This is a genomic window from Janthinobacterium sp. SUN073 (genome assembly GCF_030397665.1).
Classification (GTDB): Bacteria; Pseudomonadota; Gammaproteobacteria; order Burkholderiales; family Burkholderiaceae_D; genus Janthinobacterium.
This window is the reverse complement of record NZ_JAPUBT010000003.1, coordinates 74,999-94,651: the sequence shown is the minus strand read 5'-3', so window position 1 is coordinate 94,651 and position 19,653 is coordinate 74,999. Positions and strand designations below refer to the sequence as shown.

Below are 19,653 nucleotides of genomic sequence, written 5' to 3'. Positions count from 1 at the left end.
CTGCCGCCGCCGCCGGGGCAGGCCGCGCGCCCTGATTTACTCTTGCTATAGCGCTATGGGCATTGTAGAATCAGGAGATAATGGCTTGGGCGTCAGAATCCTGCTTTAGTTCCAGCGCCAAGTTGTTGAATCTAAAGGGGAAGTGGACATCTGTCCCGTCCATTCCGCCGAAGAAATCAAGGCGAACGCATGTTCGCCTTTTTTTATAGTGATCCACTCATCCCGAATTGGCTGACCATGTTTGAATTTATTCGTACCCATCGACGCTTGATGCAGTTTCTCTTGATGCTGGTCATCGTCCCGTCTTTTGCACTGGTCGGTATCAGCGGCTACCAAAGCTTCGGCGACGGCGCGAACACCATCGCCAAGGTCGGCGACCAGGTCGTTACGCAGCAGCAATATGAAGAAGCGCAACGCCAGCAGATCGACCGCTACCGCCAGATGATGGGCGAGCAGTTCGACCAGAAAATGTTCGACACGCCGGAAGCGCGCCAGAGCATCCTCGACAACCTGATCGCCGAGCGCGCCGTGGCTGCCGAAGTGGGCCGTAGCCACCTCGTCATCAGCGATGCCGTACTGCAAAAGGAAGTGCTGGAAATCCCAGGCCTGACCTTGCCGGACGGTAAATTCGACCTGGAACGCTACAAGGCCATGCTGGCCGCGCAAGGCATGTCCCCACAGCAATACGATGCGCGCCGCCGCAGCGACATGGCCCTGCAGCAACTGGCCGGCGCCGTGCAAGGCACCGCCTTCGCGCCAGGCACCGTCTCCAAGCGCCTGTCCGACATCACCTCGGAAGAGCGTGAAGTGCAGGAACTGCTGCTGCCGATCGACCAGTACGTGTCGGAAGTCAAAGTGACGGACGCCATGATCAAGGCTTTCTATGACAAGAACAGCAAGTTCTTCGAAATCCCGGAACAAGCGAAGATCGAATACGTCGTGCTGGACGACAGCGCTGCCGGCGAGCAAGTCGACGTCACCGAGGCCGACGTGACCGGCTACTACGCGAAGAACCAGAAAGCCTATACGACGCCAGAAGCGCGCCAGGCCAGCCACATCCTCGTAGCCGTCAAGAAAGACGCATCGGCCGCCGACAAGGCAGCCGCCAAGGCCAAGGCTGAAGCCATCCTGGCTGACGTGCGCAAAACGCCTGCCAGCTTTGCCGCCGTGGCGAAAGCCAAGTCGGAAGACCCGGCCTCGGCCGAACAGGGCGGCGACCTGGGCGTGATTGGCAAGGATGGCTTGCCAGCACCACTGCTGAGCGCCGTAAGCAAACTCAAGCAAGGCGAAATCAGCGATGTCGTCGCTTCCGATTTCGGTTACCACATCCTGACCGTCACCTCGCTCAAGCCACAGCACGTCAAGGCACTCGATGAAGTCCGCGGCGAAATCACGGCCGACCTGCGCAAGCAATTTGCTGCCAAGAAGTATTCGGAAATGGCGGAAACGTTCACCAACACGGTCTACGAGCAATCGGACAGCCTGAAACCGGTGGCCGACAAGCTGAAACTGAAAGTGGAAAGCGTCGCCAACCTGTCGCGCACGCCGTCGCCAGCACTGGGCAAGGCGCCGTTCAACAACGCCAAGTTCCTGACCGCCATCTTCTCGAACGATTCCTTGAAGGACAAGCGCAACACGGAAGCCGTCACCGTTGCACCGAACGTGCTGATCGCTGGCCGCGTGGTGGAATTCAAGCCAGCAAGCAAGCGTCCGCTGGCCGAAGTCGAAGCGATGATCCGTCAGCGCGTGACGATGGAAGAAGCGGAAAAGCTGGCCAAAAAAGCCGGCGAAACCAAGCTGGCCGCCTTGAAGGCTTCGGGTGATGCGACCGGTTTCGGCGCCGCACAATGGGTGTCGCGCAGCAAGCTCGACGGCATCAACCGCGCCGCCATCGCGCAAGTCATGAAAGCCGACACGAGCAAGCTGCCAGCCTACGTGGGCGTGGACCTGCCAGCCCTGGGCTACGGCATCTACCGCATCGGCAAGGTGCAGCAGCCGGCACAAGTGGACGCGGCGCGCCGCCAGCAAGAGAAAGACCAGATCAGCGGCATCCTGGCGCAACAGGAAATGTTCGATTACGTCGAATACCTGAAAGCCAAAGCCAAGGTGAAGATCGTCAAGCCGGTCACTGCCCCGGCCGCCGCAGCGCCGGAAGCGCCGTAATCAGTTTTAGCCCATAAAAATAGCCGCTTTCAAGCGGCTATTTTTTTGTCTGCGAGTCGGGCACTTTATGTCACCCAACTGCGTAAGACTGGGGTCGGACCCTGAGGGTCCGACCCCGGCAGTTCGGCCTTCGGGGTGAAAACGGGGTGAAAATTAAGTGCGCTTATGAACCGGCTTACTTGGCCTTCAACAGCGGCGCCAGTTGCGGCCAGATATTTTTCAAGATCGTCGGATGCGCCTGCGCATTCGGGTGCATGCGGTCGGCCTGGAACAGCTGCGGCTGGTCGGCGATGCCTTCGAACATGAAGGGCACCAGCGGCGCCTTCCATTCCTTGGCCAGCTTGCCGTACACGCCATAAAACTGCTCGCCATAGGCGCGGCCATAGTTGGGCGGCATGCGCATGCCCACCAGCACCACTTGCGCGCCCGATTTTTTGGCTGCCTCACCCATGGCGCGCAGATTCGCTTCGGCGGCCGCCACGGGCAAGCCGCGCAAGCCGTCGTTGGCGCCCAGTTCGATCAGCACGACGTCGGGCTGGTGTTTGGCCAGCAGGGCGGGCAGGCGCGCGCGGCCGCCGCTGGTGGTCTCGCCGCTGATGCTGGCGTTGACGATGCGCGTGTCGTTCTTTTGCGCAGCCAGCCGCAGTTCCAGCAGCGCCACCCAGCCCGTGCCCCGCGCCAGACCATACTCGGCCGAGAGACTATCGCCGAGCACCAGCAGCGTTTTTGGTGCAGAATAGGCGTTCGTCATGCAGGGTACCAACAGCAGGGCTGCCGCAGGAAGCAGGGACAGCGTGCGCCGCCGCATGGGGCTGCTGCCCTTGACACTCATTTGTTCACGAAATTTTTTAAGATAGATCAGCATGCCCGAATTCCCTAAAGCGACTTCCACCAGTTTTCTCCCGTCCGACGCAGCGGCCCAGCGGCCCGCCGCACCCAACAGCCAAAATGCCCGGCCGGCCATCGAAGTGGTCCAGCTGGCCAAGCGCGTACCCGATGCCGATGGTGAGCTGACCATCCTGCATCAAGTCGATTTTACCGTGCAAACGGCGGAGACGCTGGCCATCGTCGGCGCCTCCGGTTCCGGCAAGTCCACCTTGTTGGGCTTGCTGGCTGGCCTGGACACCCCCAGCGAGGGCAAGGTCATCCTCGACGGCACGGATATCTTCGCCCTCGACGAAGACGGCCGCGCCGGTTTCCGCAAGGAAAAGCTGGGTTTCGTGTTCCAGTCCTTCCAGCTGCTGGCCCACCTGACGGCGCTGGAAAACGTCATGCTGCCGCTGGAATTACGGGGCGACCCGGATGCGAAGGAAAAGGCGCAAGCCATGCTGGGTCGAGTGAATCTGGGCAGCCGCCTGAAGCACTATCCTAAATACCTGTCCGGCGGCGAGCAGCAGCGCGTGGCCCTGGCGCGCGCCTTTGTCACGCAGCCGCCGCTGCTGTTCGCCGACGAACCGACGGGCAGCCTGGACGCCGCAACGGGCGAGGCCGTGATCCAGCTGATGTTCGAGCTGAACCGTGAACGGGGCTCGACCCTGGTGCTCGTCACGCACGACAGTTCGATTGCGGCCCGCTGCGGCCGCACCATCACGATTGCGGCAGGGCGGCTGTTATAGCGCTTTAACTATGCCGACAACGCATTGATCAGCTTGCGGATGGCCGGGATCAATTCCCCGGCCGTCAAGCCGATCGGGCCGCTGCCTGCGGCCACCAGCGCATCGGCCGCTGCACCGTGCAGCCACACGGCGCCGAGCGCCGCTTCCCACTCGGGCCAGCCCTGCGCCAGCAGGCTGCCGCACAGGCCGGACAGCACGTCGCCCGTGCCAGCCGTCGCCAGCGCGGGGCCGCCCGTGTTGTTGACCACCACGCTGCCATCCTGCGCGGCGATCACCGTACCCGACCCTTTCAATACGACGATGACGCCCAGCTGCGCCGCCAGCTGGCGCGCCGCGCCCAGGCGGTTGGCTTGCACCTCGGCCACCGTCATGTCGAGCAGGCGTGCCGCTTCCAGCGGATGCGGCGTCAAGATCGTCGCGCCCGCGCCCGTGCGCATGGCCAGCGCCGATTGCAGTTCCGGCTCGGCCGCCATCAGATTCAGCGCATCGGCGTCGAGCAGCAGCGGGCTGTCGCTCTCGAACGTGCGCTGCAGCAGCTCCACCGTATCGGCGTCGTCGCCCAGGCCCGGTCCCGCCACCAGGGCGGCAAAGTGCAGGCCCGAGAAATCCACGTCCTGGGCGCGGCGGCACATCAGCTCCGGCTGGCCGCTGTCAAACGCGGGCGGCGTGTCGGGAAATGCGATATACACTCTTCCCGCGCCCGCATGCAGGGCCGTGCGCGCCGCCAGGATGGGCGCGCCCGCCATGCCCTGCGCGCCGCCGATGATGGCCACGCTGCCGTAGCTGCCCTTGTGCGTGTTCTGCTGGCGCGGCTGCAGCTGGCGGGCGAACAGGTGCAGGCCGCCCAGCTGGGCTTTGGCAGGCGGCAGCAGGGCAGGGTCGATGGCCAGGCTGGCCACCTCCACCTCACCCGCATAGTCACGGCCGTTTGCCGTGTGCAGGCCCGGCTTGTCGCCGATGAAGGTGAGCGTATGCGTGGCGCGGATGGCGACGCCGTCGATGGCGCCCGTGTCCGCGTGCAGGCCGCTGGGCACGTCGAGCGCCAGCACGGGGCATGCCAGCTTGTTGACCAGCTGCGCCATGTCGCGGCATTCGCCGTCCAGGGGACGCGATGCGCCGATGCCGAACAAGCCGTCGATGACGAGGTCCCACGGCGCGGCGCCCACCGCCGCCGACGCCGTGGACGTTGCCGCTTCCATCAGGCGCGCGGCGCTGTTGCGCGCGCGGCTCAGCGCCTGTTCGCGCTCGGGCGAGGTGGCTTGCGCCTCGGGCGCCAGCCAGGCGAGCACTTCGAGGCCGCTGCCGGCCAGGTGGGCGGCCGCTTCCAGCGCATCGCCGCCGTTGTCGCCGGGGCCGGCCAGTACCAGTACGCGCCGGTGGCCCGCGTCGTCGCCATCTTCCTGGGCGTGCAGCAGCTTCAGGGCGGCACTGGCGGCGGCCTGGCCCGCGCGCTGCATCAGCAACCCTTGCGGCAGGTCGCGCATGGCGGCTTGTTCGATGGCGCGCAGTTCGGCGATGGAATACAGAGGAAGGGCGGTGTTGGCAAAGTCGGTCTGGGTCATGGTGCGTTCCAATGATTGATATGCCTTCAACATACGGCCGAACCGGGTGAAAGGCAAGGCGCGCACGCCTGAAACGCGCCCCTGTTTGGCGGCTACAATAGCCATCTCACTTAAGACAGGGGGCAGGACGATGGACTGGCAATTCTGGATCGACCGGGGTGGCACCTTTACGGACATCGTGGCGCGTCGTCCCGACGGCAGCCTGGCCACCTTCAAGCTGCTGTCGGAGAACCCGGGCCAGTACCGCGACGCGGCGCTGGCCGGCATGCGTCGGCTGATGGGCCTTGCCTCCGATGCGCCCCTGCCCGTGGAACAGATAGGTGCCATCAAGATGGGCACGACGGTCGCCACCAATGCGCTGCTCGAACGCAAGGGCGAACCCACCGTGCTGGCCATCACGCGCGGGTTTCGCGACGCGCTGCGCATCGCCTACCAGAACCGCCCGCAGCTGTTCGCACGCCAGATCGTCTTGCCGGAACTGCTGTATGGCGACGTGATCGACATCGATGAGCGGATGGGCGCCCACGGCGAGGTGGTCACGCCGCTCGATGAAGTAGCCGCATGCGCCGCGCTGGAACACGCGCATGCGCGCGGCGTGCGCGCCATCGCCGTCGTGCTGATGCACGGCTACCGCCATCACGCGCACGAGGCGCGGGTGGCGCAGCTGGCGCGCGAGGCCGGTTTTACGCAAGTGTCCGTGTCGCACGAGGTCAGCCCCATGATGAAACTGGTGGCGCGCGGCGACACCACGGTGGTCGACGCCTATCTGTCGCCGATCCTGCGCCGCTATGTCGACCAGCTGGCGATGGAGCTGCCCGGCGTGCACCTGCAATTCATGCAGTCGAACGGCGGCTTGACGGATGCGCGCGCCTTCCAGGGCAAGGACAGCATTTTGTCCGGCCCCGCCGGCGGCATCGTCGGCATGGTGCGGGCCAGCGCGTTGGCCGGTTTCGACAAGGTCATCGGCTTCGACATGGGCGGCACGTCCACCGACGTGTCGCATTACGCGGGCGAGTTCGAGCGCGTGTTCGAGACGCAGATCGCCGGCGTGCGCATGCGCGCGCCCATGATGAGCATCCACACGGTGGCGGCAGGCGGCGGCTCCATCCTGCACTTCGACGGCGCCCGCTACAAGGTGGGGCCGGACAGCGCGGGCGCCAACCCCGGTCCCGCCAGCTACCGGCGTGGCGGCCCGCTGGCCGTCACCGACTGCAACGTCATGCTGGGCAAGCTGCAGCCGGCTTTCTTTCCCCGCGTCTTCGGCCCCGACGCCGACGAAGCGCTGGATGCGGTCACCGTGCGCGCCCAGTTCGAAGCGCTGGCGCGCACGGTGAACTCGACGCCGGAACAGGTGGCCGAAGGCTATGTCGCCATCGCCGTGGGCAACATGGCCAACGCCATCAAACAGATTTCCGTGCAGCGCGGTCATGACGTCACCGAATATACGCTTACCAGCTTTGGCGGCGCGGGCGGCCAGCACGCTTGCCTGGTGGCCGATGCGCTGGGCATGCGCACGGTGTTTATCCACAGCCTGGCGGGCGTGATGTCGGCCTACGGCATGGGACTGGCCGACCAGAGCGCCATGCGCGAACAGGCCATCGAGGCGGCACTGGGCACGCAGCTGGAGGTCGATTTCACGGCCTTGGGCGAGCTGGCGCGGGGCGACTTGCTGCGCCAGGGCGTGGAGCTTGACCGCATCGCGCTGGTGTCGCGCGTGCACCTGCGCTACGAAGGCACGGATACGGCCCTCGTCGTACTGTTCGATACGGTGGCTGGCATGCAGGCGCAGTTTGAAGCGGCGTATAAAAAACGCTTTTCCTTTTTGATGCCGGCGCGCTCCTTGATCGTCGAAGCCATTTCCGTGGAAGCCATCGGCGCGTCCGATGCGCCGGCAGTGGCCACGCCGGACCATGCGCCCCGCGCGGGCGCGCTGGCGCCTTTGGCGACGGTGGCCATGTACTGCGCCGGCGTGTGGCGCGACAGCGGCCTGTATGGGGCGGACAGCCTGCGTCCCGGCGACGCCATCGATGGACCTGCCATCGTCAGCGATGTCAACGCCACCACCGTCATCGAACCGGGCTGGCGCTCGGACGTCACGGCGCACGGCCATTTGATCTTGCGCAGAGTCGCCGCCTTGCCGGAGCGGCGTGCCATCGGGACGAATGCCGATCCCGTGATGCTGGAAATTTTCAATAACCTGTTCATGTCGATCGCCGAGCAGATGGGCCTGCGCCTGCAAAACACGGCCCATTCCGTCAACATCAAGGAGCGGCTCGATTTCAGCTGCGCCATCTTCGACGCACAAGGCCACTTGATCGCGAATGCGCCGCACATGCCCGTGCACCTTGGTTCCATGGGCGAGAGCATCCGCACCGTCATGACGCGCAACGCGGGCGCCATGCGGCCCGGCGACGTCTTCATGCTGAACGATCCGTATCACGGCGGCACGCATCTGCCCGACGTGACGGTCATTTCGCCCGTCTTCGATGACAAGGGCGAGGCCATCCTGTTTTATGTCGGTTCGCGCGGCCACCATGCGGATATCGGCGGCACCACGCCCGGCTCGATGCCGCCCGATTCGACGCGCATCGAGGAAGAGGGTGTGTTGATCGACAATTTCAAGCTCGTTGACGGCGCCACGGGCGTGATGCGCGAAGACGCCACCCTGGCCTTGCTGGCGGGCGGCAGCTGGCCGGCGCGTAACCCCCGGCAAAACCTGGCCGACCTGCGCGCCCAGGTGGCGGCCAACCAGAAGGGGGCCGAGGAACTGCGCAAGATGGTCGCGCATTTCGGCTTGCTTGTGGTGCAAGCCTACATGGGCCACGTGCAGGACAACGCCGAGGAAGCCGTGCGCAGGGTCATCACGACCCTGAAAGATGGCAGTTACGCGCTGGACCTGGACAACGGCGCGCAGATCAAGGTGGCGATCAGGGTCGACGTGGCGCAGCGCAGCGCCGTCATCGATTTCACGGGGACGTCCAGCCAGCTGCCGAACAACTTCAATGCGCCGTCCGCCGTCTGCATGGCGGCCGTGCTGTACGTATTCCGCACCCTGGTGGACGACGATATACCGCTCAACGCGGGCTGTCTGAAGCCGTTGACCGTGATCATCCCGCCCGGCTCCATGCTCAATCCGCAGTACCCGGCCTCCGTCGTCTCGGGCAATGTGGAAACCTCGACCTGCATCACCAACGCCCTGTATGGCGCGCTGGGGGCGATGGCCGCCTCGCAGGGGACGATGAACAATTTCACGTTCGGCAGCGAAAAGTACCAGTATTACGAGACGATATCGGGCGGCTCGGGCGCCGGTCCCGGTTTCGACGGCACGGATGTGGTGCAGACGAACATGACCAATTCGCGCCTGACGGACCCGGAAATTCTGGAATGGCGCTTCCCCGTGCGGCTGGACAGCTACAGCATCCGCGCCGGCTCGGGCGGGGCGGGGCGCTGGCACGGCGGCAATGGTGGCGTGCGCCGGATGCGCTTTTTGGCGTCGATGACGGCGGCGATCCTGTCGAACAACCGGATTTACCCGCCGTTCGGCATGGCCGGCGGCGAGGCGGGCGCGCTGGGGCGCAATTACGTCGAGCGCGCGGATGGCACGCTGGAACACCTGGCGCATATCGGCAAGACCGACATGCAGGCGGGCGACGTGTTCGTGATCGAAACGCCGGGCGGCGGCGGTTACGGCAAGCCGGAATAGGCCCTGTCAGCACTGGCATTGGCACCACTGAGCTGCGCGCGCACCTGGCCCACGTCGCGCATGGGCGCGCGGCCGAACTGGCGGCTGTATTCGCGGCTGAACTGCGATTCGCTGGCGTAGCCGACGCGGTAGCCGGCCGTGCCGGCGTCGATCTGCTCGACCAGCATCAAGCGCCGCGCTTCCTGCAGGCGCAGCAGCTTCTGGTACTGCATCGGCGTCATGGCCGTAATCGCCTTGAAATGGTGGTGCAGCGACGACATGCTCATGTTCGCCATGCCGGCCAGGTGCTCGATGCGCAGCGGTTGCGCGTAATGGTGCTTGATCCAGTCGATGGCTTGCGCCACCTGGTGCGACTGGCTGCTGGCCAGCGCCATGTGGCGCAGGCGCGCGCCGACGGGGCCATTGAGCAGGCGGTAGGTCAGCTCGCGGCGGATCAAGGGCGCCAGCGCGGCGATTTCCCCCGGTTTGTCGAGCAGGCGCACGAGGCGCAGCATGGCGTCGAGCAGCTCCGGTGACACGTCGCTGACGGATATGCCGCGCGTGGCGGGCAGGATTTTCTGCTGCGCGGTGCCACCCGCGCCAGCGGCGCTTTCGCTGTCGAGCAGTGCGGCCACGTCGGCGATGTCGATGCCCAGCACCACGCACAGGTGCGGCTGCTGCTCGCTTGCTTGCGCCACGCGCACCTGCACCGGCAGGTCGACGGAGGTCAGCAGATACTGCATGCGGCTGTAATGGAAGGTTTCGCTGCCCAGGGTGACGTCTTTCGCCCCCTGCGCGATGATGGCCACGCTGGGGCGCGCCGCATGGAACAGCGATTCCGTGACCGAGGACTGGCGGTGGAAGGTGAGGTTGCCGATGGCCGTCGCGTAGTCGCCATTGCGCGGCGCGTGGCGGCTGATCAGGGCGGCGATTTCATCTTGCGGGGGGATCTGTGTGGACAGGGTGGACATGTGGGCCAGTATGCGTCAGGTAGGGAAGGGCAGGGCTTGATCTTACGCAGATTTGGAGGATCGTGCAAAGGTCTTGCAGGATCGCGGTAACGGCGGGCGGGCTTCTCAGGCACACTTGTGCAATCGCATGCAAGGCACGCGTTCCCTTCGTCCCACACATATAGATACAGGAGTTTTCATGACCACCATCGCCAAAGGCTACGCCGCACTGGGCCCGACTTCCGCACTGCAACCGTTCACGTTCGAGCGCCGCGCCCCGCGCGAAGATGACGTGGCCATCTCGATCAAATACTGTGGCGTATGCCATTCCGACATCCACCAGGCGCGCGACGAATGGGGCGGCGCCGCCTTCCCGATGGTGCCCGGCCATGAAATCGCGGGCGTCGTCACGGCCGTCGGCGCCAACGTCAGCAAGTTCAAGGTGGGCGACCACGTGGGCGTGGGCTGCTTTGTCGACTCGTGCACCACCTGCAAGACGCGCAACGTGGACCTGGAACAGTACTTGCCAGGCCTGATCCAGACCTACAATGGCGTCGAAGCGGACGCCAAGACGGCCACGCAGGGCGGCTACTCGGACAGCATCGTCGTCAAGGAAGGCTATGTGCTGTCGATACCCGACAACCTGCCGCTGGACGCCGCCGCGCCGCTGCTGTGCGCCGGCATCACCCTGTACTCGCCGCTGAACCACTGGAAAGCCGGCCCCGGCAAGCAAGTGGCCATCCTGGGCATGGGCGGCCTGGGCCACATGGGCGTCAAGATTGCCCATGCCATGGGCGCCGAAGTGACGGTACTGAGCCAGACCCTGTCGAAGCGCGAAGACGGCCTGCGCCTGGGCGCCGACCATTATTACGCCACCAACGACGCGGAAACGTTTACAAAGCTGGCCGGCACGTTTGATTTGATCATCTGCACCGTGGGCGCGTCCATCGACTGGAACCAGTACATCAACCTGCTGAAAGTCGATGGCAACATGGTCATCGTCGGCATCCCGGACGGCGCCGTGCCGCCCGTGAACGCCTTCGGCCTGGTGGGTGCGCGCCGCAGCCTGTCGGGCTCCATGATAGGCTCGATCAAGGAAACCCAGGAAATGCTGGATTTCTGCGGCAAGCACAATATCGTGTCCGATATCGAGATCATTCGCATCCAGGATATCAATGAGGCGTTTGAGCGCGTCGTGAAGAGCGATGTACGATACCGCTTCGTGATCGACATGGCCTCTTTGTAACGCCCGAGAAAAAGCCCAGGGCGTTGTTGCCGCGTCTCGCCGTACATTCGTACTGCCTTCGACGCGGCGCCTAGCCCTGGGCATTTTTCGAGCGTTCCAACGGCGTTTGTTTAAATGCTAAAACCGGCATGGCGCCGTCGCACCTCCTCCCATCCCCGCCAAAAATCAAGCTCCGACATCAATTTTTCTTTCCTTGCGTCAAAAATCGGCATAAAATGAAACCGTACAGTACAGTTTCACTACGTAGACTTAAAAAAATCAGCCATCCCCCGGCGTGTTTGCCTGGGCAGGGGGGGCGTCATGGATAAAAAATGGACACTTCAACAAAGAATGGAGCGGCGGCGATCCCGGCGGTCTCCAGGGGCAAGCGAATAGCGCTGGCGGTTTTTGGCATGTTTCTTGGACTTTCCGGCCTGGCCCTGGGGGCGGGCGGCATCGAACTGATCACCCTAGGCGGTTCCTGGTACTACCTGCTGGCCGGTCTCGGTTTAATATTTGCCGGTGTGCTGTACTTGCGCCGCAAGCCGCTGGCGAGCGGCGTCGTCGCCGCGCTGGTCATCGCCACCTTGCTGTGGGCCGTGTGGGAAATCGGCTTCGCCTTCTGGCCCATGGTGCCGCGTCTGGCGCCGTTCCTCGTTATCGGCCTGCTGGCCGCCTTGCTGCATCCTTGGCTGGCCGGCCGTACGCACGCTGGCCAGTTGCGCTGTTTCGCCGCGCTGTTTGCCGTTGTGCTGGCAGTCGGTTTCGCCTCCATGTTCAAGCCGCATGGCGTGCTGGATGCCACCGTTCAGCCGCAGCAGGATGCCGTGACGGCCATCAATGACGGCAGCGCCAACTGGGCACACTATGCAAATGGGCCGAAGGGCACGCGCTTCGCGCCATACACGCAGATCGACAAGCAGAATGTCGACCAGTTGCAAGTGGCGTGGAGCTACCGCACGGGCGAGGTGGCCGAAGGGGCGTCCGAAGCGCAGAATACGCCGCTGCAGATTGGCGACACCATCTACACGTGCACGCCGACGAGCAAGGTGATTGCGCTCGACGCGGACACGGGCAAGCAGCGCTGGACCTTCGATCCCAAGCCATCCAACATCAAAACATGGAACCGTTGCCGCGGTGTCGGCTACTACGAACCTGCCAAGGTCACAAAACCGTTCCAGTTCGAGGGCATGCAAGCGGCCAGCGCGCCGGTGGCGGGCGCGTGCGCCAAACGCATCGTGCAAGTGACCATGGATGCGCGCCTGATTCAGATCGACGCGCAGACGGGCAGGCAGTGCGAGGGCTTCGGTGACAAGGGTTCCGTCGACCTCACCGTCGGCCTGGGCAAAGTGAAAATGAACGTGCCGTACTACGCCTACACGTCGGCGCCTACGGTGGCGCGCAACCTGATCATCCTCGGCGGCTGGGTCTTTGACGGCCGCTCCACCGATGAACCGTCGGGCGTCGTGCGCGCCTACAGCGCCGACACGGGGGAACTGGTGTGGGCCTGGGACCTGGGCAATCCGGCGATTACCAAGCTGCCGCCGGAAGGACAGACCTACACGCGCAGCACGCCGAACATGTGGTCGGCGCCCGCGTTCGACGATGCGCTGGGTCTGGTGTACCTGCCGACGGGCAATGAGCAACCCGACTTCTGGGGCGGCAAGCGTCCGCCGCTGACGGAAAAATACGCGTCGGCCATCGTCGCCCTCGACATGGCCACGGGCCGCGAACGCTGGACGTATCAAACCGTCCACCACGATATCTGGGATTACGACGTGGCCGCGCAGCCGGCCCTGTACGACGTCCCGGACGGCAAGGGCGGAAAAATACCCGCGCTGGTGCAGCTGACCAAGCGTGGCCAGATCTTTATGCTGGATCGCCGCACGGGCAAGCCCATTGCCGAAGTCATCGAAAAAGCCGTGCCGCAGGAGCACGCGGCCGGCGACTGGGTGTCAAAAACGCAGCCATACTCCACCGGCATGCCGGCCCTTGGTGCGGAAACCCTGACGGAGCGCGACATGTGGGGCGCCACCTTCTTCGATCAGCTGGCGTGCCGCATCAGCTTTCGCAAGCTCAATTACCAGGGCGAGTTCACGGCGCCAAGCACGAAAGAGACGCTGATTTATCCAGGCTACTACGGTGGCTTCAACTGGGGCGGCGCGGCCGTCGATGAAAGCAATGGCTATATGTTCGTCAACGATATCCGCATGCCGCAAGTGGTCAAGCTGGTGCCGCGCGAAACGGTGGACGTGGCCAAGCTGACGTCGGGACACGGCGTGGGCAGCACTTATCCGATGGATGGCACGCCGTTCGTCATCGACCACAAGGCCTTCAATTCGCCGCTGGGCATACCCTGCCAAAGTCCGCCCTGGGGCGTGTTTGCCGCCATCGACCTGAAAACGCGCACGAAAGTGTGGGAGCGTCCGGCCGGCACGGTGCAGGACGCCGTCATCAATGGCGTGCGCGCGCGACTGCCCATCCCGCTGGGCATGCCGACCCTGGGCGGCGGCATGAGCACGGCGTCGGGCCTGGTGTTTTATGCGGGCACGCAGGATTACTATCTGCGCGCCATGGATATCGCCACGGGACGCGAAGTGTGGAAGGCGCGCATGCCGGTCGGCTCGCAAGGCACGCCGATGACGTATGTGTCGCCCAGGTCCGGCCGCCAGTACGTCGTGGTGGTGGCGGGCGGCGCCCGCCAGAGCCCGGACCGGGGAGATTACGTGATAGCATACGCGCTTCCCAAGACACCGTAAGAGTTTGCTTCATGCCCCAGTTGCGCACCGTTCCAGCTTCCCCGAGTACCCGAAGCGAGGAGCGGCGCCGCAAGCTGCTGGTGGCGGCGGCGGACCTGTTCCTCGCCTCCGGCTACGACGGCGTCAGCATGGACGCCATCGTGGCCGAGGCGGGCGGCTCGAAAGCCACCGCCTACCGCTACTTCGGCAGCAAGCAGGAACTGCTGGTGGCGGTGGTCGAATATCTGTGCGCCGACTTCATCATCGCGCTGCGCCAGCTCGATACATCGCAAGCGGGCCTGGAACAGGGCTTGCAATTGATCCTCGATGAACTGGTGGCCGTCGTCACCAGCCCCCGCCACGTGGCTTTCTACCGCCTGGTCGTCACGGGCGCGGCCGCCGTGCCGGCCGTGGGCCTGACCTGGTACGAACACGGCCCGCAAGTGTGGCATGCCTTGATCTTGCGCCTGCTGGAGCAGCAGCGCACCCAGGGCCGCATCGCGCCCGATACCTCGTTTTCCAACCTGCCGCAGATTTTGTTCGACGCTGTTTTTTCGCACCTGACCACGCGCACCGTCATGCTGGGGCAGGGCGGCGATGCCGCCACGTTCCGGCCCTTGATTGCGGAGTTGATCGAGCTGGTGGTGGCGCGGGTGGCGTGCAAGTAAGTCAAGGATGCCGGCCTGTCAAGTTTGAGCTGCTACACCTGATGCGACAGTGCGCTCGTGGCCGGTTGCCGTCGTTGGCAGAGGTTACGCCTCGAAGCGAAAGTTCGTTACAAAGGACAGGCCAAGGACAAACATGCAGATAGTTTATTGTTGGAATGACGAGTACACCGTCCACTCAGGGTCGTGCACAGCCATACATTGCACTTCGTGGGACATAATTTCCATTTTTAATTTTTCATGGATATGTGCGACTGAATCGCCATTCTCAATGTAAAAAACAAACTCTTTAAAGGTTCCGGTTGTGATTGAAAGTACATGGATAGCCGGGCCAGAGGACTTGATATGTGAACGGATGGTGTCCTCTATTTGACCCACAGCAAAATTCTCGGCTGAGTCAGGCAAGCCTTGTGGGTTCGGCTGATTAAGCGGTATCGCAAAACCCACGCGAATATTCAGTGATGGGTGCTGCGCCCAACGCTTGGCCGCTGTGTTAACTCTCACGAGCATCGGGGCGTCGGCCGTTGATGCATCAAAGAGGGACCATTTATCGGTATCGTCAGTCAGGTTCGAGATTTGCAGGTGTTTTTTAAAAGGCCACATAGATAAATATTCCGAAAGTTTTTCCGGAAGGAGTCTACAGCATTTTTATGCTGGCACTATTGACGCATCGCTCATTGCCGTCTTCTGACATGATTTTGCCAGCAATTTCCATACATAAAAAGCACCGGCAAGTGCAATGGAGATGACTACGATTGCGAAGAGTGCCCCGACGAAAAGTGATTCAAGAATCCAGCCCCTGGAATTCGCCCATGCTCAGAAACATAGATCGGGCATATTCTTTCCTTCGATGGAGTATTGCCTGCTTCAGTCTCGCCTGACTGCGGGTTCTGCATATGTGACTCTGAAACCATGATGCTGAGATTTCAGTTTAATACATAATCCTTGATGGAAATTTTCTTGAGCCAAGTCACTTGCAATGCAATGCAAGTCAAATCCTGGCGGTTGAACGATCAATGTCAGTTGATAGCTCAGGATTTCTTCATTTTTTTCGGAATGATATGTTTTCAAGACTTTGTCTTTTACATATACGCCGACTTTTCTTAGCGCCTCATCAATCAGATATATGATATTGTCATCCAGCGTCACATCCAAATTGTCTTGACCATTGTATTCGCACAAGATTGAAAGCGGAAATTCCACCGCTATTTCAATTTGCTTTGCATAGTCGCAGTCTATTTTCATTGTTTCATGGTTCTGCTGGTCAGTTGAGTTTCTGGAAAATATCATCTTCGGGATCAACAACATGATAGCCGATAGCGGAAAACTCCCTCATTCATGCATTTTTCCTGCTTGGTTTTCCAGGTAATAAGTGGGTGAGAAGGCGCCATTCCATATAGGAAAGTAGCGAATTCATCCTCGCCGATCGCCATGCCGGCTTTGGCTCATGTCGGCCCACATCAGGTGTGCATTGTGATAGTTAGCAAAGGCGCTCGGCCTGCCTCTGCGCATCGTCGATTTACGGAAGCAGCGCACTCAATCAGCTCATCATGCAATGCAGGACACCTGGTCTTGAAGGATGATGCGCCATCGATGATCAAGGCCAAACTCTCACCTGGGGCGACATGGACGGATGACATTTGCGCCAGCGGCTCGTCGAGATAGCCCATGCAGTCAATCCATGCGTTCATATTTCGCCCGTAGAAATCCGGGAATCCACACGCCTCAGAGAAAACCGAGTGAAAGGTCTCCTCGTTGACGATGAGGTGGGAATTGATTCGAATTGATTTCATGGGAAAACCGGCTTCATGGGCTCAAGCGGGAGTCAGGTAGCGATACCATACTTGTGCTGCGTGGCCGCATACTGCTGCTTGAGCGACTCCAGCTTCGGATGCCTGGGGTCGATCTTGCGGATCACCTGCATCTGGTGCTGCGCCTGTTCGGCCAGCGGTGCTTCCCAGCCCAGCATGTTGAGCTGGCGCAGGATGGCGTCGACGGAGGCGAACAGCACGGGCAGGTTGCCCGGTGTCTTGCGCAGGGCCTGGCGCAGCACGAAGACGGCGCCCTTGAGCTCGCCGCTTTCCGACTTGCTGGCCGCATCCTGCATCAATTCCTGCACCTGGTGCGTGATTTGCTGGCCCATGCCTTGCGCCAGGTCATGCCGGCCCGCTTTTTCAAACACGTCCACGGCTGCCTCCATCGTCAGGTCGCTGTCGGCTTCGTTGACGAGTTTCATCATGACGTCGGAGGCGGCCTGTTCCAGGTTGTTTTTCAGGCAGCTTTGCACCAGGCCCACTTTCAGCTGCGTCGACAGGCCGCGTGCGTCGTCCAGGGCGGCGGCGGCCAGTTGCAGTTCGGTGGCGGCGGCGATGTCGTTGCCCGACAATTCATGCAGCATGGCGGCCGAGATGGCACGGCAGGCTTCCACGTTGGCGCTGCCCCGCAGGGAGCGCTCCATGTCGCGCAGCACGCCGCTTGCTTGCGGCGCATCGCCCTTCTTGACCAGCGCCCTGACCAGGTTGACGTGGTCTTCCGGGTCGCGGAATTCCGAGTACTTGGCCTTGGTCACCACCTGCTTGTAGGCCCGCTCGGCCGCGCCGATATCGCCCGTGTCGTAGGCGATGCCGCCCAGGTGGCGCAGGCGTCGCACCATGTGCGGCGAGATGGCCACCGCGTCTTCGAGGACTTTCTTCGCCTGTATCTGCTGGCCCATGGCTTCATGGTTTTGCGCCAGCAAGTCGTAGGCGGCCATGAAGCGGGGATAGGTTTCCACCAGTTCCAGCAGCGCATCCTGCGCATCTTCATGGCGCTGCTGTTCGAACAGGGTGCGCGCCAGTCCCAGGTGTGCCCAGGCCATGGGCCGCGTGGCCAGCATGTCGGCGTACAGCTGTTCCGCTTCCTTCCATTCATCGAGGGCAATGTGCAGCTCGGCGCGCAGGCGAGTGAAATCGGCCGCCAGGCGCGGGTGCTGCAGTTCGGCCGCGCGGCAGCTTTTCACGGCTTCGCGCAAGTCACCCTTGTCGATCAGCTGATACGTGGGCAGGAAAATGGCGCGCCGTTCGATGGCGCGCGCGATGCGTCCGCTCAGCACATCGACGGTAAACGGTTTCAATATGTAGTCGGACGGGGTCAGTTCGGCCGCGCTGATCACCTTGCTGTGGATGGCTTCGGAGGTCAGCATGATGAAGATCGTCCACAGGCCAATCAGCTTGTGGTGGCGCAAGTCTTCCAGCAATTGCTGGCCATCCTGGCCGTCCGTGCCACTACCAAGATCGTATTCGCACAGGATGATGTCGAACGGTTTCTTCATCAGCAAGCGGATGGCCGTGCCGGAATTGACGGCATATTCCACCTTGGTGATGGCCGCCTGGTTCAGCATATTGTGCAGATTGCCCCGCATGCTGGGGTTCGGGTCGACGATCAGGACAGATAAGTCGCTAGTTTCTGGCATTGTTCAGCTCTCGTTCATCTGTTCGGTCATTTGCGGGAACTCTTCTTATAGGTATCTGCCTGGCAGTATTACTTTTTATCAGCATACTGCAAAGCCGGGCGTCACTGCCAGCAAAATGCATGCAATCGGGCGTGCCGCGCGAGGGCAGGGACGCCCGGCGCCGTCCGGCGTTGTATTTCATGACGCGGGGGCTCATCGCGGCGGTGCCGGTGCCTGTTTTTCCGTCCATTCCTTGACTAGCGTGATAGTATTCCGAAAAATGCAACACTTGTTGCATGCCGCGCCATGTCGCGGCCAGGCGTGCGCAAGGCTTTACCGGGCGCTTTATCTCTCTCTGGTGTCGATACCCGTCATGCGCGTTACTGATCTGTCTACCTTGCGGCGCGTTGCCGTTCCCCTTGCATTTGGCGGCAACAGCGAACAGCAGCATACCTATTTTGCGGAATTGCACCGCGTCGGCCTGGTCACGCAAGTGATGGGCATCATCGCCTACAGCCTGACCTGGCTGATGATGCCCGCCCCCTATCATCCGAACCTGCTGCACGCCCTGCTGGCGCTGCTGGGCATGCTGATCAGCCTGGTGGCGCGCTACCGCTGCACCACCTTGCCCGTGCTGACCATTTCCGGCGCCTGCGCCGTGCTGGCCCTGACTTTCGGCCTGCGCACGATGGCCGACGCCGTCCATCACGCCAGCTTCTGGGTCTTGCCCGTGGGCGTCTTCATGACCCTGGCCATCGCCTCCATCTTCAATGGCGGCCTCAGCTACCTTGCCGTGGTGGCCGGCATCTGGTGGAACGTGGGCCACGGCCTGTATCCCGTCAACGCGGGCTTGCCCGACCAATCCTGGGCGCCGCTGATGATCGCCGTCAGTGTGCTGTTCGGGCTGGCGCTGAACGTCAGCTTCAGTTTATTGCGTTTGCGCAACTATCACGCCAAGGTGGAATTGACGCGGCTCGCTTTCCAGGACAGCCTGACGGGCTTGAACAACCGCCGCATGTTCACGCAGCGCGCCCAGCAGATGCATGGCGCAGCCCATGGCGGCACCCTGCATTTCCTGATGATCGATATCGACGATTTCAAGATCATCAACGACCAGCAGGGCCACGATGCGGGCGACGAGGTACTGGTGCGCACGGCCGCCATCATCGCCGACAAGGCGCAAGGCCATCTGTGCGGCCGCCTGGGTGGCGAGGAGTTCGGCATCGTCTACGCGGGCGACCGCGACGCTGCGCGCGCCTTTGCCGGTGGTCTGGTCGAGGCCGTCAGCCAGGCTTTCCATGCGACACAGTTCGTGTCGATCAGCGTGGGCGTGGCCGAGCTGGACCGGGGCAAGGAACTGGGCCACAGCTACCGGCTGGCCGACGAGGCGCTGTACCTGGCCAAGCGGCAGGGCAAGAATCGCTATGTGATCGCCTGATCATCGCTGGGGCCGCTTGTTGCAAGTTGGCGAAAACTGCCCGTTTCAAGGGCAAAATGGCCGTAAAGCCATAAGTTCCGGTCATAAGGCAGGGGCAAAACGGGTATAATGCGCGCAAAGGAAATTTGCCGTACGAAAGATATTGTCATACCTACCTTTAACCCGCAGCCACGCTGCATCAACC

Annotated in this window: 14 protein-coding genes; 7 read left to right on the top strand and 7 right to left on the bottom strand. The window is 62.5% G+C overall.

All coding sequences use genetic code 11. From position 1 onward, the window contains the following. Nucleotides 1-237 precede the first annotated feature (237 nt). Complete coding sequence (locus O0882_RS11130; RefSeq protein WP_289947903.1) at nucleotides 238-2,163, top strand: SurA N-terminal domain-containing protein; 1,926 nt, start codon at nucleotides 238-240, stop codon at nucleotides 2,161-2,163. Between the two features lie 175 nt (nucleotides 2,164-2,338). On the opposite strand, the gene O0882_RS11125 is transcribed toward O0882_RS11130, so the two are convergent. Beyond that, the gene (locus tag O0882_RS11125; RefSeq protein ID WP_289947902.1) at nucleotides 2,339-2,914 is read right to left on the bottom strand and encodes an arylesterase; all 576 of its coding nucleotides are present in this window, start codon (nucleotides 2,912-2,914) and stop codon (nucleotides 2,339-2,341) included. Between the two features lie 217 nt (nucleotides 2,915-3,131). Here O0882_RS11125 and O0882_RS11120 point away from each other — a divergent pair, with 217 nt between their 5' ends. Further along, a complete protein-coding gene (locus O0882_RS11120; RefSeq protein WP_289948464.1) occupies nucleotides 3,132-3,779 on the top strand; it encodes an ABC transporter ATP-binding protein in 648 nt (215 codons plus the stop codon). An 8-nt stretch (nucleotides 3,780-3,787) separates the two neighbouring features. Here the strand turns inward: O0882_RS11120 and O0882_RS11115 are convergent, their stop codons facing one another. After that, entirely contained in the window at nucleotides 3,788-5,341 is a 1,554-nt protein-coding gene (locus O0882_RS11115; RefSeq protein WP_289947900.1) for an NAD(P)H-hydrate dehydratase, read from the bottom strand. A 130-nt stretch (nucleotides 5,342-5,471) separates the two neighbouring features. Between O0882_RS11115 and O0882_RS11110 the strand changes: the two genes are divergently transcribed. Then, nucleotides 5,472-9,044, top strand: coding sequence for a hydantoinase B/oxoprolinase family protein (locus tag O0882_RS11110; RefSeq protein ID WP_289947898.1), 3,573 nt, complete (start codon nucleotides 5,472-5,474; stop codon nucleotides 9,042-9,044). Here the strand turns inward: O0882_RS11110 and O0882_RS11105 are convergent. Beyond that, complete coding sequence (locus O0882_RS11105) at nucleotides 9,026-9,994, bottom strand: AraC family transcriptional regulator (protein ID WP_289947896.1); 969 nt, start codon at nucleotides 9,992-9,994, stop codon at nucleotides 9,026-9,028. The two genes, O0882_RS11110 and O0882_RS11105, sit on opposite strands and share 19 nt — an antisense overlap. A gap of 178 nt (nucleotides 9,995-10,172) precedes the next feature. On the opposite strand from O0882_RS11105, the gene O0882_RS11100 reads away from it, so the two are divergent. The 3 genes from O0882_RS11100 (at nucleotide 10,173) to O0882_RS11090 (ending at nucleotide 14,604) form a co-directional block, all read left to right on the top strand. Next, nucleotides 10,173-11,219 carry an NAD(P)-dependent alcohol dehydrogenase gene (locus O0882_RS11100; RefSeq protein ID WP_289947894.1) on the top strand — a complete coding sequence of 349 codons (1,047 nt, stop codon included), beginning with the start codon at nucleotides 10,173-10,175 and terminating at the stop codon, nucleotides 11,217-11,219. Between the two features lie 392 nt (nucleotides 11,220-11,611). After that, nucleotides 11,612-13,957: a membrane-bound PQQ-dependent dehydrogenase, glucose/quinate/shikimate family gene (locus tag O0882_RS11095; protein WP_289947892.1), complete on the top strand. Its 2,346-nt coding sequence runs from the start codon at nucleotides 11,612-11,614 to the stop codon at nucleotides 13,955-13,957. An 11-nt stretch (nucleotides 13,958-13,968) separates the two neighbouring features. Then, complete coding sequence (locus O0882_RS11090; protein WP_289947890.1) at nucleotides 13,969-14,604, top strand: TetR/AcrR family transcriptional regulator; 636 nt, start codon at nucleotides 13,969-13,971, stop codon at nucleotides 14,602-14,604. 144 nt (nucleotides 14,605-14,748) lie between these two features. Here the strand turns inward: O0882_RS11090 and O0882_RS11085 are convergent, their stop codons facing one another. The 4 genes from O0882_RS11085 to O0882_RS11075 form a co-directional block, all read right to left on the bottom strand. Continuing rightward, complete coding sequence (locus tag O0882_RS11085; protein ID WP_289947888.1) at nucleotides 14,749-15,204, bottom strand: DUF695 domain-containing protein; 456 nt, start codon at nucleotides 15,202-15,204, stop codon at nucleotides 14,749-14,751. Nucleotides 15,205-15,468: 264 nt separating this feature from the next. After that, nucleotides 15,469-15,909, bottom strand: coding sequence for a hypothetical protein (locus tag O0882_RS11080; protein WP_289947887.1), 441 nt, complete (start codon nucleotides 15,907-15,909; stop codon nucleotides 15,469-15,471). 152 nt (nucleotides 15,910-16,061) lie between these two features. Continuing rightward, complete coding sequence (locus O0882_RS29105; protein WP_354670262.1) at nucleotides 16,062-16,394, bottom strand: barstar family protein; 333 nt, start codon at nucleotides 16,392-16,394, stop codon at nucleotides 16,062-16,064. Nucleotides 16,395-16,426: 32 nt separating this feature from the next. After that, nucleotides 16,427-18,052: a tetratricopeptide repeat-containing response regulator gene (locus O0882_RS11075; protein WP_289947885.1), complete on the bottom strand. Its 1,626-nt coding sequence runs from the start codon at nucleotides 18,050-18,052 to the stop codon at nucleotides 16,427-16,429. A gap of 352 nt (nucleotides 18,053-18,404) precedes the next feature. Here O0882_RS11075 and O0882_RS11070 point away from each other — a divergent pair, with 352 nt between their 5' ends. Continuing rightward, the gene (locus O0882_RS11070) at nucleotides 18,405-19,469 is read left to right on the top strand and encodes a GGDEF domain-containing protein (protein WP_289947881.1); all 1,065 of its coding nucleotides are present in this window, start codon (nucleotides 18,405-18,407) and stop codon (nucleotides 19,467-19,469) included. The last annotated feature ends 184 nt before the right edge of the window (nucleotides 19,470-19,653 follow it).